General features: G+C 47.3%; 15 protein-coding genes. 10 read left to right on the top strand and 5 right to left on the bottom strand.

The genetic code is table 11. The annotated features are described in order from the left end of the window. The first annotated feature begins 92 nt into the window (after positions 1-92). Genes HRQ87_RS03785 through HRQ87_RS03770 form a run of 4 tightly spaced genes read left to right on the top strand, consistent with a single transcriptional unit; the run spans position 93 to position 1,911 of the window. Positions 93-497, top strand: coding sequence for an EF-hand domain-containing protein (locus HRQ87_RS03785; protein ID WP_174135426.1), 405 nt, complete (start codon positions 93-95; stop codon positions 495-497). 18 nt (positions 498-515) lie between these two features. Continuing rightward, the gene (locus HRQ87_RS03780) at positions 516-1,148 is read left to right on the top strand and encodes an RNA polymerase sigma factor (RefSeq protein ID WP_343035134.1); all 633 of its coding nucleotides are present in this window, start codon (positions 516-518) and stop codon (positions 1,146-1,148) included. Next, the gene (locus HRQ87_RS03775) at positions 1,135-1,455 is read left to right on the top strand and encodes a hypothetical protein (RefSeq protein ID WP_174135424.1); all 321 of its coding nucleotides are present in this window, start codon (positions 1,135-1,137) and stop codon (positions 1,453-1,455) included. Before HRQ87_RS03780 ends, HRQ87_RS03775 begins: the two co-directional genes overlap by 14 nt. Before the next feature lie 3 nt (positions 1,456-1,458). Beyond that, complete coding sequence (locus HRQ87_RS03770; RefSeq protein WP_174135422.1) at positions 1,459-1,911, top strand: periplasmic heavy metal sensor; 453 nt, start codon at positions 1,459-1,461, stop codon at positions 1,909-1,911. Here the strand turns inward: HRQ87_RS03770 and HRQ87_RS03765 are convergent. Then, a complete protein-coding gene (locus HRQ87_RS03765) occupies positions 1,908-3,293 on the bottom strand; it encodes a diguanylate cyclase (protein ID WP_174135420.1) in 1,386 nt (461 codons plus the stop codon). The two genes, HRQ87_RS03770 and HRQ87_RS03765, sit on opposite strands and share 4 nt — an antisense overlap. Before the next feature lie 89 nt (positions 3,294-3,382). On the opposite strand from HRQ87_RS03765, the gene HRQ87_RS03760 reads away from it, so the two are divergent. After that, on the top strand, positions 3,383-3,661 hold the full coding sequence (locus HRQ87_RS03760) for a DUF3572 domain-containing protein (RefSeq protein ID WP_174135418.1): 279 nt from the start codon (positions 3,383-3,385) through the stop codon (positions 3,659-3,661). 64 nt (positions 3,662-3,725) lie between these two features. Continuing rightward, positions 3,726-4,196, top strand: a complete 471-nt coding sequence (locus tag HRQ87_RS03755; protein WP_174135417.1) for a hypothetical protein — start codon at positions 3,726-3,728, stop codon at positions 4,194-4,196. 5 nt (positions 4,197-4,201) lie between these two features. On the opposite strand, the gene HRQ87_RS03750 is transcribed toward HRQ87_RS03755, so the two are convergent. The 3 genes from HRQ87_RS03750 to HRQ87_RS03740 are packed head-to-tail and all read right to left on the bottom strand — an operon-like array spanning position 4,202 to position 7,451. Beyond that, positions 4,202-4,747 carry a TadE/TadG family type IV pilus assembly protein gene (locus HRQ87_RS03750; protein ID WP_174135415.1) on the bottom strand — a complete coding sequence of 182 codons (546 nt, stop codon included), beginning with the start codon at positions 4,745-4,747 and terminating at the stop codon, positions 4,202-4,204. An 11-nt stretch (positions 4,748-4,758) separates the two neighbouring features. Beyond that, positions 4,759-5,316: a TadE/TadG family type IV pilus assembly protein gene (locus HRQ87_RS03745; RefSeq protein WP_174135413.1), complete on the bottom strand. Its 558-nt coding sequence runs from the start codon at positions 5,314-5,316 to the stop codon at positions 4,759-4,761. Further along, positions 5,313-7,451, bottom strand: coding sequence for a TadE/TadG family type IV pilus assembly protein (locus HRQ87_RS03740; protein WP_174135411.1), 2,139 nt, complete (start codon positions 7,449-7,451; stop codon positions 5,313-5,315). Before HRQ87_RS03740 ends, HRQ87_RS03745 begins: the two co-directional genes overlap by 4 nt. Before the next feature lie 611 nt (positions 7,452-8,062). On the opposite strand from HRQ87_RS03740, the gene HRQ87_RS03735 reads away from it, so the two are divergent. The 3 genes from HRQ87_RS03735 (at position 8,063) to HRQ87_RS03725 (ending at position 12,230) form a co-directional block, all read left to right on the top strand. After that, a complete protein-coding gene (locus HRQ87_RS03735; RefSeq protein ID WP_174135409.1) occupies positions 8,063-9,508 on the top strand; it encodes a Glu/Leu/Phe/Val family dehydrogenase in 1,446 nt (481 codons plus the stop codon). A 109-nt stretch (positions 9,509-9,617) separates the two neighbouring features. Continuing rightward, positions 9,618-10,760: a heme A synthase gene (gene ctaA, locus HRQ87_RS03730; RefSeq protein ID WP_174135407.1), complete on the top strand. Its 1,143-nt coding sequence runs from the start codon at positions 9,618-9,620 to the stop codon at positions 10,758-10,760. Next, positions 10,761-12,230 (top strand): carboxypeptidase M32, encoded by a 1,470-nt coding sequence (locus HRQ87_RS03725; protein ID WP_174135405.1) that lies wholly within the window; start codon positions 10,761-10,763, stop codon positions 12,228-12,230. Here the strand turns inward: HRQ87_RS03725 and HRQ87_RS03720 are convergent. Then, complete coding sequence (locus tag HRQ87_RS03720) at positions 12,227-13,612, bottom strand: cytochrome P450 (protein WP_174135404.1); 1,386 nt, start codon at positions 13,610-13,612, stop codon at positions 12,227-12,229. The genes HRQ87_RS03725 and HRQ87_RS03720 overlap by 4 nt on opposite strands. A gap of 121 nt (positions 13,613-13,733) precedes the next feature. On the opposite strand from HRQ87_RS03720, the gene HRQ87_RS03715 reads away from it, so the two are divergent. Further along, complete coding sequence (locus HRQ87_RS03715) at positions 13,734-14,288, top strand: hypothetical protein (protein WP_174135402.1); 555 nt, start codon at positions 13,734-13,736, stop codon at positions 14,286-14,288. The last annotated feature ends 167 nt before the right edge of the window (positions 14,289-14,455 follow it).

Raw genomic sequence — 14,455 nt, 5'->3', positions numbered from 1 at the left:
ACGCGATGTCGCAAAAAATTACACGTTTTACGACGGAATCCGCCCATACGACCGTTTAACCTTTATTCGAAATCGCAAAATGGAGACAAGCGATGATAAGATATGGGTTCGCAATCATACTGATCGCTGCAAGCGGTGCTATGGCGCAAGAGCAGGGAAAATCAATGTCTTTTGATATGTTAGATAAAGATGGGAACGGCGAATTAAGCCGCGAAGAAATGCAGCAGGCGCAAGCGTTGCGTTTTTCCAATGCAGATGCTGATCGAAACGGTGCATTGTCACAATCCGAGCTTGAAACGTTGGCGGCAAACCGTGCGGGTCGAATGATGGCGCGTATGGATGCAAATGATGACGGACAATTGACACAAGATGAGATGCCGCAACAAAGAGGCGAAGGGCGGATGTTCAGGCGCTTGGATACGGATCGCAACGGTACAATCTCAAAGACTGAATTTGACGCAGGTCGCACCAATATGCGCCAACAAAATAAGGGATAGCCTAATGGCAGTGTCGTTTTGGATTTGCATACAAAGCGTATTCAAAACGACTTATGTCATCCACTGATGTCAATGTCTTATGATGCCATGATCCAGGCTGCTGATGAAACACTGTTGGCGCTTTACGCGAAAGGGAACCCTATGGCTGCGCAAATTTTGACCACCCGGCTTTCGCCAATGGTCTTTGGTTATGCCAGCCGTGTTTTAGGTCAGCAGGATCTGGCAGAGGATATAACACAGGAAGCTATGCTTAGACTTTGGAAAATCGCACCGAAATGGCGTGTGGGTGAGGCAAAAATTTCCACCTGGCTTTATCAGGTCACCGCCAATTTGTGCACAGACCAATTGCGCAAAACTCGCCCGATGAGTCTGGATGTTATATCAGATGTGAAAGATACACAGCCACCAGTTACGGCTGGCTTACAAAACGCAGCGCGCTCAAGTGCCTTGCAAGCCGCTTTAATGAATTTGCCGGATCGTCAGCGCCAGGCAATTATTTTACGTCATATTGAAGAACTCAGTAATCCTGAAATTGGGAATATTATGAACATAAGTGTGGAGGCTGTTGAAAGCTTAACGGCACGCGGCAAACGCGCGTTGAGTGTGATGCTTGCAGATCAAAAGGATGCTTTAAGTTATGCAACAGAATAAAAAAGATGATGCAGATCTAGACGTCTTCTTTGAAGCTGCGCGTGCGACACCCTATGTGCCACCTGTTCCTTTGGTCGATCGCATTCTTAATGATGCAGCATCACAAAACGCACCTTTTTGGCACAAAATATGGTCGGAATTGGGTGGCTGGCCTGTGACTGTAGGGTTGGCAACCGCCTGTAGTATTGGCATTGTTATTGGCCTGACATCACCAATGTTAGTGAGCGATATTTATATGTCAGAAGCTGACATATGGGCGTCTGATAATCTTTTATTAGACGTCAGTGTTTTTATGGACGAAGGGTGAAGCATGCAAAATGCTTTGAAAAAAAAATTACCGCTTTGGATCAAGATTGGGTTTGCAATTTCGCTGGCTCTAAACTTTCTGATTGTTGGTATCGTTTTGGGGCGTGTATTCACTAATCAGCCAGTCAGGGCTGGATCTCAGATATTCAGCCCCTATGCACGTGCGCTTGATCCGTCAGATCGTCGACAAATTAGCCAGCAGCTGTTTAATGTGTCGCCCGAGCAGATGCAGGGGATGCGTCGCGGTTTTCAAGACGTATTTGATCTTTTACGCGCCGAGACGTTGGATACTGATGCCGTTGAACGTATTCTTTCAGATCAAAGTACATTCCTTATGGATCGACAAAAGTTTGTTCAATCCATGCTTATTCAACGGTTACAAACAATGACGCATGAAGAAAGATTGTCGTATGTAGATCGGTTAGAAAAAATATTGCAGCGACGTAGAATGCGTTAGGCGGCCCCTTTGCTTATTGTGACCTGATTTCGTCCATCGGCCTTTGCCGCGTAAAGGGCACGATCAGCGTGGCGCAAAACCGTTTCCACATCTGCAGAAGAATTCAGGGTCCAGTCAGCCATCGCGACGCCTATGCTTGCACTTGTGTATATTGGATCTGAATAGCCTGAAATTTTTACTGGTGTTGATCTAATCACCCCACAAAGCCTTTTGGCAGCACCTCTGGCAGCTTCTAAGCTGGTGTCCGGCATTGCAACCATAAATTCTTCACCCCCGATACGTGCCACCAAATCAACGGCGCGCAGGTTTTCCTGAAGACATTGGCTAACGCTTTGCAATACCTGATCACCAGCCGCGTGGCCATAGGCATCGTTTACAGATTTGAAGTGATCTAAGTCCAATAGCATCAATGCAAACGGCTTACCATTCGTATGCGCGCGTTCGGCAATTCGTTCCAGATGTGGCATCGCATAGCGGCGGTTATAAAGCCCTGTCAGGGGGTCCGTGATTGCTGCGCGCAGTCCATCCTTTACCCGTGCGCGTAAACGGTCCGAATGCCGCTTATGTCGGATTTGAGTCTTCAAGCGTACAGCCAATTCTGCGGTATCAAAACCTTCGGCAATCAGATCATTTGCACCAAGATCTAATGCCATCGCACTCAAATTACTGTCACCTGAGGGAACGACAATCAGTATTGCGGAATGTCTTGTACCCGCACGACTACGCAAGTCAGTTATTAACCGCAGGCCTTCGTCCCGAACATTTAAATGTGCGGATATAACAAAGACATCATGTGCTTTTTGTGCAGTTTCCATATCAAGAACATTCGTCTTGTCGACCACATCAAACTTTCCACGCAGTTTCGTGTTCAGTCCGTCTTTCCAGTTTTGTGCAGTTTTGGCGTTTGGTGCGATAAGCGCAACTTTTGGCGGTAACTCAAATCCGGTTTCTTCTTCTGCAAATCCCAATGCACGGTTTGTACCATCACGCAGTCTAAGTTCATCAGCTGCATCGCGTGCGCGCAGAAGACTGCGAACACGAGCCAGTAAAGTGATATCATCTACTGGCTTCGATAAAAATTCTTCGGCTCCGGCTTCGAGTGCAGCCATCTTGGTGGTAAGATCTGATGCAGATGTAATAACGATGATGGGGATTTGTGCCGTTTCATAATTATTCTTCAGGGCCTCACATACGGCCTTGCCATTCATGTCTGGCAGCATCATGTCCAATAAAATAAGGTCTGGCGTTTCGCGTTGTGCGATATCAAGGGCCTCGCCACCAGTGCGAGCTTGGACAATTTGATAGTGTGCCGATTCAAGCTTGACCTGCATTACGATGCGATTGCTAGCGACATCGTCTACAATCAGGATACGACCAGGCATCAAAGACCTTCTTTTCTTTAGGACACGGTATATTCTTTTTTGATGAGAAAGGTTAACAAAGCCTTTCCAGTAAACCGAGGAAGCAATCTATGCGGCAAGAATACGCCGAAACATTGGCGCTGAAAGCTTTGACGTGGTTGGCAGGTAACGATGAAGTCTTACCGGTTTTTATGGGGGCGACAGGTGTATCAGAGGCTGATTTGAAATCACGTGCAGCTGAACCTGATCTTTTGGTTTCCGTCCTGGATTTTTTAATGATGGACGATGCGTGGGTACAGCAGTTTTGTGATGCGGAAGGATTTGATTATACAGAGCCGATGATCGCAAGGACATATCTGCCGGGGGGCGGTCACGTGCACTGGACATAACGGCGTTTATCTTTCAAATCACCATGATTTGAATGTAAGGTCCAAGAAATCCAAAAGGGACAAAATGTCTGAAAAAATTCTGGCTGAAGTTAAGCCATCGCAGTTGAAACAAGCCTTCGGGATAGGTGGTCTTGTTTTTCTTGGTTTGCTGTTGATCTGGGTTGGTATTACCGCGCCAACGCGTTCTTACTTGGGGCAAATTGTATTGATTTTGGCTGGGGCAGGGGGGATGTGGTTTGCATATCGTATGTATGTCGCCACATCGGTTTCAATAGAACTGACTGAGACGGAATTGAGAGAGTCATCCGGCCGTATCCTGACGAAACTTACAAATATAAACCGCGTTGATCGTGGGTTATTCGCTTTTAAGCCAACAAACGGATTTGTCGTTTATTTGGACCAACCTGCTGAAAGGTCATGGTCACCCGGACTATGGTGGTGCACAGGCCGTAAAATAGGAATAGGCGGCATCACTGCCGCCCATCAAACAAAATTTATGGCTGAGATTCTTATTAGTAGATTAAAACCTAAATAGCTTTTTTAGCAGGGGTCATCATCCCAGCAATAGCTTGCAACAAAGCGCGGAGAAATCAGAACTCTCTTAGAGATTGGGATTTCTGGGAGAACTCCTGTTGCAAAAGGGACAAACAGCATCTTTGTTTCAACTATTATAGCTTCTTCTCCACCACCAAGCAAAGGGGTGAATGCCTCAACATTATTTACACTTCCATGTGGGCTCAATTCTCCGGATGCCTTTGACCACAACATCACAAGCTCACGATTGCCGTCTGGATCAACATTTTGCCTAACGGTTGTAACTCGTACGCTTGTTGGTTGATTGGTGTAGGAAAGCCATGCAAACGTTCGGTTTAAACCATCAAGATAATTCTGGTCTACTGGGTTGCGTTCGCGTGAAAGCGTATCAGCTATTGTAAATGAAGCCTTTTCAACGATTAAATCGCTTTTATAGCCATCCCAGAATACTATCATTGCTACATATGCCCAAAGTAGCATTGGAAGTATAAGTATTGCTTCCAGAGATGCCGATCCATGCGTGTCTTTAACAAAAGATTTTATATGTTTCATCAAACAATCCATTAGCTCGGCTCATTTACGAATGCGGTTGTCGCAAAGATATTCAGATCATCATTTGCATCTGTTATCGTACTCAGTCCGATAGAAAGTGAATCTCCGAAGAAAGGCTTAATCTTTAAGCAAAACCTTACAAACATCAGGTCGTTGTCGGATCCGGCATCAACTGTTGGTTCATTCAATGGATCGACCGGCTCATCCCGTGTGCGGCATGGTATTGATGTCGGAAATGGCGACCAAGTAGCAGTGCTTACTGGTTGCAGTGCAACTTCAACAGTTTCAGCACAATCAGAAACAATACTCAGATTTTTGCACAATTCTTGCTTAAGTCCATTCGCGCTTGTTACATTTGGATTTCCCAGTCTCAATTCCCGCACTGTAAGGTCAGCAGCACGTTCCAGCATCACGTTGTTCAGCATATATAGCCCCATCTCATAAGCGGACAAAAATATGCTAAAAATGACTGGGAACATGATCACAAATTCAATTGTGGCTGCGCCGTCTTCGGATCGCTTGAACCCGAAGACAGTTTTTTTGACTTTCATCATGAATGAAGTGATCATTGGGTCAATCTCAGTTGCTTGATGTTTTCGGCAATTCTCCTAAACGCAGACTGAAGTTCTGACGCGTTTGTAGCAGGGAAGTACAGCTTGGAATTTCCACCGGAATCGTTGCTTGCGCAATCCTGAAGAAGCACTTCTTCGGTTGATGACGCGTCAATCTGAAAGCCAACGGTATAGATCTGTATGTTTCGAGTTGCCTTTGCAGCGTTACAGATATTTTTAAGCCTTGCATCAGCTAAGGTGCCAGAATGATTTTCCTTATAAGGAGTACGGATCATATTATAATCTGCATTCGTCAGATAATCGTCATCCCTTGCATCCCTAAAGAACTTTTCTGCAACTTTGCGCGTGTTATAGTTAACATAAAGTTCTGCCCAGCTTAGTTGTATGATGTCCATATTGTTGGGATTGTGATCACCACGACTTTGGTCAATATGACGTGCGTAACGTTCATCATCTTCGTGATAAAATCTTGGCCTTTGTGAAAACGGATCGTCAGGATCACTATCCAGCCATAGTTGAATGGTGTCTTCAACTTGTCTATCGTTCATATTTGTGACGTCAATACCTTCGTCTGTCAAAAGATTAGCTGCATTGTCATCCAAATATTCCGTATATGCTCCAAGATCAAAATCACCCTCTACTAAAACGCTATAGCGCCCACCATTTGGATTTGGCCGGGTTCTATAGAAAACAGGCGACATCTGACCTTTGATACCATTTGGTAGATATTCACTATTTAGATTATCCAAAGCCGTTTTTAGTTCATATTGCCTAGTGTTTGCGCCGTCACTCATAATAACGAGTACTTTTTTAGTATCGCTGTTTTGATAAGGAGCGGGACGGTTGCTGATCCAAGGGCTGACTGCCTGTGGCGATATTTTTCGATTTGGATTAAATAAAACACTATTACTGTATTTGTACCCAATTCTTGGAGTGTTTCTGTTGTTGTCAATAAGTTCAGGACCATTTTGAAAGGATTGGAGTGCGGTGATGGTCGGCTGCGTATCGGGGTCCAGCAATGCAACACCCCATTTTGCGCCATGGTCCGTCGCTGTCCAACCCCCTGCTGTGTACCCATAGATTGCAGTTCTTAGCGCTGCTTCATTCATACTGACAGGAATAATCTGATTTTTTCCAGCATAGTTACAAACTATGCCCCCACTTATAGGCTGTGGATCTCCACTTGTATTTGTGCTGAAAAATGATTGTTGAATGATCAAATCACCGGTCACGGGAAGGTTTGGCAAAGGGTTATCATTTGTACTCGCTGGATCAGCCACAGAGGTATTTGGCTTTAGGCTCACCTGAGTCATCTGCTGATCAGTGAAGTTTGCACAATGCGAATAGTTGTGTTTGCGAGATTCGTCGTCAGGGGCGGTACCATCTTGTACATTATACTGGTTGAATAACGCTGCACCTGCATTAACGGACTGACTATAGGGGATCAATGAAATGGTTGTCAGAGGTAAACCATTATTAATTTCAGCTTGCGTCGTCGGATTATCCGCAAGCATGATTTCAATGAAACCAGTATCTACACCATCGGCGTCATTTCTATCCCCTGCAGCAGCTTTTTGAAGGGCTATGATTTTATCACCAGCCATTGATCCGGAAATGTCCAAGACCAGAGATATTTCAATATCCTGAGTTGTTTCTTTCGCCGTGCTTGCGGATGGCGCAACCATCATATCAACATTGAGCCAGGTCATAAATGCCGTTGGAACTTCAAGCTGTGCTTGCACCTGTACTGAACGTGATGAAACACCTATAACATTGCCATCGGCATCTCTTTCGACCACTTTTTCAAGAACCTGAATTTGATCGTCGCTAACCACACCATCAAAGCCAGCCACTGCAAACCAACTTTTTACAACGTCTATTTCTGTAAAAGTATCGCCACGTGCAACACGTGTCGCTGCAAGTGTAGCTGAATCAGTAACATTTTGAAGCGTGACTCGTCTACTTTCATGTCTAGCAATGTCAACCGCCATACCTGACGTGAAAACCATAATGATAAACATAAAGAAACTGAAAAGGATTAGGTTACCATCTTCATTCTTCAGAAACTTCTGAGCGGCGCTCTTGTTGCGCTGCGTTGAATTTTTTGTGTCCATCGTTTTCGTCTTCTTCATGTGTTCCGCCTCCAGGCATAGTACAGCTTTGGCAATCTAGTTTCCAAAGCGGTCTCAGTTCAGCGTGTCATTACTTGTAAATAGGCACAGGTCTTTTAACTGCGACCGCGCAGAATAAAGTGTACAAATCTGAGGATGCATTTTAGAGCAGACCAATGGCAGCAGGTCGGCATTCGGAATATTCCCATTCACGCCCATTTAATATCGCACCTTTAACAACTCGGTTAGCTCCCCAAAAGTAACCTAAGTTTACACTTACAGATATCACCCAATCTGCACAGCACTACTTAACTGTCAAGTTGTGGCAAAAATGGGGCAAGGATTTCCGTTTACGATACGATTGGCGCAATCTGAATAGAATTGTTCTTACTTAAAATTGCAATTTTACATGTTTGACACGATGATAAGCGATAAATTGCTCGCCTGATCCAGATTGTTTCGTGATACTCATTGGCAATGACGTTTGGTCAAGCGGTGTTTAACGCGAATCGCTCCGGGTTGGTAACTCAACTTTTACACTAAATATTTCGCAGATTTGTAAAACAGATTCGACATAGCGTTAGAATCGTAGCACGGCTTGTATATGTGTTTGAAATCAGGGGGGAATTGAAATGACAATTAATCAAAAATCCGCGCAAAGCGAACCAAGCTTTCGTGAAAGTGTCGATATGATGTTTAATCGCGCGGTTGCATTAATGGACCTTCCCCCGGGATTGGAAGAAAAAATCCGCGTCTGCAATGCAACTTATACTGTCCGATTTGGTGTCAGGCTACGTGGTCAAATTCATACATTTACCGGCTATAGATCAGTCCATTCCGAACATATGGAACCTGTCAAAGGCGGCATTCGCTATGCAATGGGCGTTAACCAGGACGAGGTTGAGGCGCTATCTGCATTGATGACCTATAAGTGTGCTTTGGTTGAAGCACCTTTTGGCGGTGCAAAAGGCGGTTTGCGCATCGACCCAAGACTTTACGAAGAACACGAGCTTGAACGCATCACGCGTCGTTTTGCTTATGAACTGGCAAAGCGCGACTTGATCAATCCGTCACAGAACGTTCCTGCGCCCGATATGGGAACCGGGGAACGTGAGATGGCCTGGATTGCAGATGAATATGCACGGATGAACACAACCGACATCAACGCAAAAGCCTGCGTTACTGGCAAGCCATTGAATTCAGGCGGTATTGCCGGTCGTGTCGAAGCAACCGGTCGCGGTGTTCAATATGCATTACGTGAATTTTTCCGTGATGCCCGCGATATTGAAAAAGCTGGTATGTCGGGCAAGCTGGACGGCAAGCGTGTGATCGTACAAGGTTTGGGAAATGTGGGGTATCATGCCGCAAAGTTTCTGCAGGAAGAAGACGGTGCGATCATTACTGGTATCATTGAGCGCGATGGCGCACTTTTCGATGAAGCTGGATTGAACGTATCGTCTATTTATGAATGGATCGTCAAACACGGTGGTGTAAAGGGCTTTCCAGATGCAACTTACACAGCAGATGGTGCCGCCATTCTTGAAGAAGATTGTGATATTTTGATCCCTGCGGCGTTAGAGGGTGTAATCAATCTGTCAAATGCAGATCGTATCAAAGCCTCGTTGATCATCGAAGCAGCCAATGGTCCGATCACTGCTGGTGCGGATGATATCTTGCGCAAAAAAGGGACCGTAATCATACCCGACATGTATGCAAACGCAGGCGGCGTAACAGTCAGTTATTTTGAATGGGTTAAAAATCTAAGCCATATTCGCTTTGGCCGTATTCAACGCAGACAAGAAGAAGCGCGCCATCAACTTTTGACGGATGAGCTTGAAAGACTGTCGTCCGATAAGATGTTGGGATGGGAACTAAGCCCCGGTTTTAAAGAAAAATATCTGCGCGGCGCAGATGAGATTGAATTGGTACGATCCGGTTTGGATGATACAATGCGCATCGCCTATCAGGCCATGCGTGAAGTGTGGCACGAACGAGGTGATGTCGAAGATTTACGCACGTCGGCATATCTGGTCGCTATTGATCGTGTGGCCGCCAGCTATCGCGCCAAAGGTCTTTAATCTTGCGATCTGCGGCGCTTTAGCGGTGCCGCAGTATACCCTGCGCTGGTTTGGCGCTTGAAGCTGCCTGTCATCAAGCCTAGCTTTCGCAAAAAGCAATGAGAGTATGATGAGCGGCAAGCGGAATATATTTGAAGAAGTCAGTCAGTCGCCTGGATCTGCGACAGCAACGGCGCAACCGGGTGCAATCGACCGTGCGCCAAAAGGTGCCCGCAAAGCTATTCGTGCGTGGTTGTTGGTTTTGTTTGCGATGGTAGTCATCATGATTGCGGTTGGCGGTTTAACGCGTTTGACAGATTCCGGTCTGTCGATTACGGAATGGCTCCCTGTCATGGGGGCAATACCCCCGGTGACGGCCCAAGACTGGGCGTCGGAATTTGATAAATATCGCGCCATCCCAGAATACCAATTGCAAAATCGCGGCATGAGCCTGGCGGAATTCAAGGTGATTTATTGGTGGGAATGGGGGCACCGGCAGTGGGGTCGGGTGATTGGCTTTGTCTGGGCATTGGGTTTTTTATACTTTTTGATCCGCAAGCAAATACCTGTGGGCTGGACCAGACCGCTTTTAATCCTGGGTGCTATGGGTGGTGCACAAGGGGCCATTGGCTGGTGGATGGTATCATCAGGTTTGCGTGATGGCATGCTGGATGTCGCATCGTATCGTCTGGCCATACATCTTGGATTAGCTTTTGCTATTTTAGGCTTTATCGCGTGGCTGGTCTTTAAGCTGTCTCGGACCGAGGCGGAATTGCTGCAAGCCAGGCGCGCGCGTGAAGCCAAGTTATTCGGTATGGGCACTGGCTTGATGCATTTTGTGATGCTGCAAATTCTGATCGGTGCACTTGTTGCGGGGATCGATGCAGGTCGTAATTATGTTGATTGGCCACTTATGGCCGGTGGGTTTTTCCCGCCCGATCCATTTCAGCTGGAACCCATCTGGCGCAATTTCTTCGAAGATGACGGATTGGTGCAGTTCATGCATCGTATAGCCGGATATCTGCTGATGATTTTTGCCATAGTGGTTTGGCTGCGCGGACGTAAAAGCCCAAATACCAACACGCGGTTTGCTTTTCATGCCGTACTTGGCATGATGATTGTGCAGATGGTTCTGGGCATCGTCACAGTGATGTATTCAGCCCCTTGGCACATCGCGATTGTACATCAATTTGGCGCTGTGGTGCTTTGGGTGCTAGTCATTCGGGCGCGGTTTTTGGCCGGTTATCCATTTGCCCAATCAGTGAGAGATTAGATGTCTGCATACACAAGTCTGATGGCATATCAGCGCGAAACAGAAGCGCTGTCTGAAATCGCAGGCCGTTTGGGTTGGGATCAGGAAACCATGATGCCCCGCGGGGCTTCGGAGCAAAGATCAGAAGAAATGGCTGCGATTGAAAGCGTCTTGCATGCGCGTCGAACTGATCCGCGTATCGGTGATTGGCTAGCGTCCGCCAAACCTTCAAATGCTGTGAAAAAAGCACAGTTGCGCCACATCCGGCGCAGTTTTGAGCGATCTCAGAAGGTGCCTGCCAAGCTGGCCGTGGAAATTGCCCGTGCCACCAGTGTGGCCCAAGGGATCTGGGCTAAGGCGCGAGAGGCAAATTCATTCAAAGATTTCGCGCCCACGCTTGAACAGATTGTCAGCCTAAAGTGCGAGGAAGGGGCAGCGCTGGCTGATGGCGGTAATGTATATGATGCGTTACTGGATGATTATGAACCCGGGGCAACGACGGCTGATCTGGAAGACATGTTCGATGCATTGCGCCCCCGTTTGGTTGCATTGCGTGACCAAATCAAAGACGCAGATCAACCACCTGTACTTCAAGGGAATTTCGATGAAGCGGGTCAGTTGAAGCTATCTGCAAAACTGGCTGAGGTTTTCGGGTATGACCTGACACGTGGGCGCATCGACAAAGCTGTCCATCCCTTTTCATCAGGCTCTGGTCAAGATGTCAGGATCACCACGCGCACCGTTGCGGATGATCCGTTCAACTGCTTTTATTCCACCATTCACGAGGTCGGCCATGCCACTTATGAACAGCAGATTGATCCGGCCTATTTGCTGACACCTGTGGGGGCGGGGGCATCCATGGGTATTCATGAAAGCCAAAGCCGAATTTATGAAAACCAACTTGGTCGCAGTCGCGCGTTCACCGGTTGGTTGCACGGACAAATGATTGATACATTCGGTGATTTTGGCATCGAAGACCCGAACATATTTTACCGTGCCGTAAACGCTGTGCAGGATGGATTTATCCGAACCGAGGCCGATGAGGTGCAATATAACCTGCATATCTTGATGCGCTTTGATCTGGAACGCGCGATGATGTCGGGCGGACTGGCTGTCGGCGATCTTGAAGTCGCTTGGAATGATCGCTTTCTGGCTGATTTCGGCTTTGCGGTCGATATGCCTGCAAATGGCTGTTTGCAGGATGTACATTGGTCGGTTGGGTTGTTTGGGTATTTTCCAACCTATACACTTGGTAATGTCTATGCTGGATGTTTGTTTGAGGCTTTGCAAGCTGCCGTTCCCGATCTTGATGCGCAGTTGTCACAAGGTAATTTAACGGCTGCAACAATCTGGTTGCGCGACAACCTGCAACGTCATGGCGGCCTGTACGAACCGCGCGATTTAATAAAACAGGCAACAGGTGCGGACCCAACAGAAAAGCCATTGCTGAATTATCTTGAGGCTAAATTTCTAGATATTTATAATATTTAGGCTGTCTTTGCGACACCTGCTTTACCGTCAATCCGCTCAACGTCAAGCCAAACGCCGCCTTCCGGTCGTAATGTCAGGATTAACACAGGCTTTGGGTCTTTGCCTGGCACACGCTTGAAACGGAAGCGCGATATAAGAGTGGCCAGAATGATGACCGCCTCTTGCAATGCAAAACTGGCGCCGATGCAAATACGCGGACCATCCCCGAACGGCAGATAGGCAAAACGGTTGATCGCTTTTGGGTCAACAAAGCGGTCCGGATCAAAGTGGTCAGGGTTTTCCCACAACAGATGATTGCGGTGCAATGCATATATGGGAAGTATAACTGTATCACCTTTTCGGATGTCACGACCGCATAAGGTATCGGAACTTTGCGCAGTGCGCGACAAAAGGGCAGCAGGGGGATAAAGACGCAGTGCTTCATCAATGATCTGACGGATGTATTTAAGTTTCGGCACATCGTCAGCGTTGGCAGTGCTGCCGTTTAAAACCGATTGCGCTTCGGCCCGGGCTTTGTCCTGCACATCCTGATCGAAGGCGCACAGATACAGTGACCAGGCCAGCGTCAGGGCAGTCGTCTCGTGGCCCGCCACGATAAAGGTCAATAGGTTATCGCGCAGTTCCGCCGTGGTCATCTGGCGTTTGGTTTTGGGATCTTCGCCTTCCAGCAGCAAATCAAGCAAATCCGGCACATCGCGCGATGATCCGTCCCGTCGGTTATTGATGGCGTTATCTGCAATGGCCTTCATCTGCTTAATAGCCCCGGACGATATCATGCGCGAAGGACGTGGCACCCAGGTTGGTACACCAACGATATCAAATAATGACAGCTTGGCCGTTTGTGCGATGTAATTGTCGATTGCAGTATGAACGCCCATGCGGTCAAACCCCTCATCGCCGGAAAAGGTCACGTCGGAAATTACCTCGAATGTGGCGGCCACCATTTCCTGAAACAGATCCACTGCGCGGCCTGATGATTGCGCCAAACGCTCGGTCGACCGATCTGCGGCCAAGCCCATGATCGGGGCCAGATTTGCGATATTGCGATGGGTAAAGACAGGCGTTGCTGCGCGTCGTTGCCATCGCCAATGCGCGCCTTCGGCATTAAACAGACTTTTGCCAATGGCAGGTTCAAGAATATTCTTGGTCACGTCTGATTTTGGATAATTTTCCAAATTATCCTTCAGTACACGCCGGTTGCCGTCAGGGTCCATCACCATGTGCCAGCGCACAATCGCGGTTTTGCCTGTGATCATCGGTTGTTTTGTTGCGATATCGGGGATGATCTCGATCAGATTTTTACGGGCAGTTTGCAACGATTGCCAAACGCCCATGGGTTGGGTCACAAGCGGGACGCGGGCGGGAATGTCTGTTTGGGTCATCTAATACTCACATATAACATATCATCCATATAGCCATTAGGCGTGCGGCGTCCATTGGTCATGATTGCACACCCTGAATTGCTGGGCTAAGGCAACACCAAGACCTTTTCCGGAGAGACCAATGCCCTTTCACCGCCTGTTTTTGATCGCTACATCACTCATTTTAGTAACAGCTTGTGCCAAACCTAATTTGGAAACCCGCCCGTTAGAGGAACTGGGTAATTTCAAGATGGGCCATAATATCGTTGTTGGTGAAACGGCCCGCAGAATTGATCCGTCCCGTGATGCAACGGCAGATGAATGGGAAGCTGTTTTACAGACAGCGATTGATAATCGTCTTGGCCGCTATGACGGCGACAAATTCTATAATGTTGCTGTTTCCATTGATGCTTATGCTTTGGCTATTCCGGGCATACCGTTGGTTGTATCGCCCAAATCTACGATTGTCGTTTCGGTTACGCTTTGGGACGATCGCAAAGGCGAAAAGCTTAACACAGAAGTTCGGCAGTTTGTTGTCTTTGAATCCCTGTCTGCAGAAAATGCAATTGGGTCGGGTTTGACCCAAACCAAGGAAAAGCAGATGGAAAACCTTGCGTTCAATGCTGCAAAGAAGATCGAAGAATGGTTGGTTGAAAACAAAACATGGTTTGGTGTTTCGCAATCAGATATCAACTGATGCTTGATTTCTTTTACTAATCACAATATGTCGCGCGCGATGATGAACCGGGTCACGCGGACCCCATTAACCTGAAGAGGCGCCTGAGGAATGGCAAAGGAAAAGTTTGAGCGTAATAAACCGCATGTTAACATCGGTACGATTGGTCATGTTGACCACGGCAAGAC

Source organism: Parasulfitobacter algicola, from assembly GCF_013315265.1.
Classification (GTDB): domain Bacteria; phylum Pseudomonadota; class Alphaproteobacteria; order Rhodobacterales; family Rhodobacteraceae; genus Parasulfitobacter; species Parasulfitobacter algicola.
The sequence above is the reverse complement of the archived record's forward strand: the minus strand, read 5'-3'. Positions and strand labels throughout refer to the sequence as shown.

Excerpts from the sequence above, each read along its gene's own strand:
- HRQ87_RS03750 (WP_174135415.1), bottom strand. The coding sequence starts at position 4,747 with ATGAAACATATAAAATCTTTTGTTAAAGACACGCATGGATCGGCATCT.
- HRQ87_RS03725 (WP_174135405.1), top strand. The coding sequence starts at position 10,761 with ATGTCTGCATACACAAGTCTGATGGCATATCAGCGCGAAACAGAAGCG.
- HRQ87_RS03755 (WP_174135417.1), top strand. The coding sequence starts at position 3,726 with ATGTCTGAAAAAATTCTGGCTGAAGTTAAGCCATCGCAGTTGAAACAA.
- HRQ87_RS03745 (WP_174135413.1), bottom strand. The coding sequence starts at position 5,316 with ATGATCACTTCATTCATGATGAAAGTCAAAAAAACTGTCTTCGGGTTC.
- HRQ87_RS03735 (WP_174135409.1), top strand. The coding sequence starts at position 8,063 with ATGACAATTAATCAAAAATCCGCGCAAAGCGAACCAAGCTTTCGTGAA.
- HRQ87_RS03765 (WP_174135420.1), bottom strand. The coding sequence starts at position 3,293 with ATGCCTGGTCGTATCCTGATTGTAGACGATGTCGCTAGCAATCGCATC.
- HRQ87_RS03720 (WP_174135404.1), bottom strand. The coding sequence starts at position 13,612 with ATGACCCAAACAGACATTCCCGCCCGCGTCCCGCTTGTGACCCAACCC.
- HRQ87_RS03715 (WP_174135402.1), top strand. The coding sequence starts at position 13,734 with ATGCCCTTTCACCGCCTGTTTTTGATCGCTACATCACTCATTTTAGTA.
- HRQ87_RS03785 (WP_174135426.1), top strand. The coding sequence starts at position 93 with ATGATAAGATATGGGTTCGCAATCATACTGATCGCTGCAAGCGGTGCT.
- ctaA (WP_174135407.1), top strand. The coding sequence starts at position 9,618 with ATGAGCGGCAAGCGGAATATATTTGAAGAAGTCAGTCAGTCGCCTGGA.
- HRQ87_RS03760 (WP_174135418.1), top strand. The coding sequence starts at position 3,383 with ATGCGGCAAGAATACGCCGAAACATTGGCGCTGAAAGCTTTGACGTGG.
- HRQ87_RS03740 (WP_174135411.1), bottom strand. The coding sequence starts at position 7,451 with ATGAAGAAGACGAAAACGATGGACACAAAAAATTCAACGCAGCGCAAC.
- HRQ87_RS03775 (WP_174135424.1), top strand. The coding sequence starts at position 1,135 with ATGCAACAGAATAAAAAAGATGATGCAGATCTAGACGTCTTCTTTGAA.
- HRQ87_RS03770 (WP_174135422.1), top strand. The coding sequence starts at position 1,459 with ATGCAAAATGCTTTGAAAAAAAAATTACCGCTTTGGATCAAGATTGGG.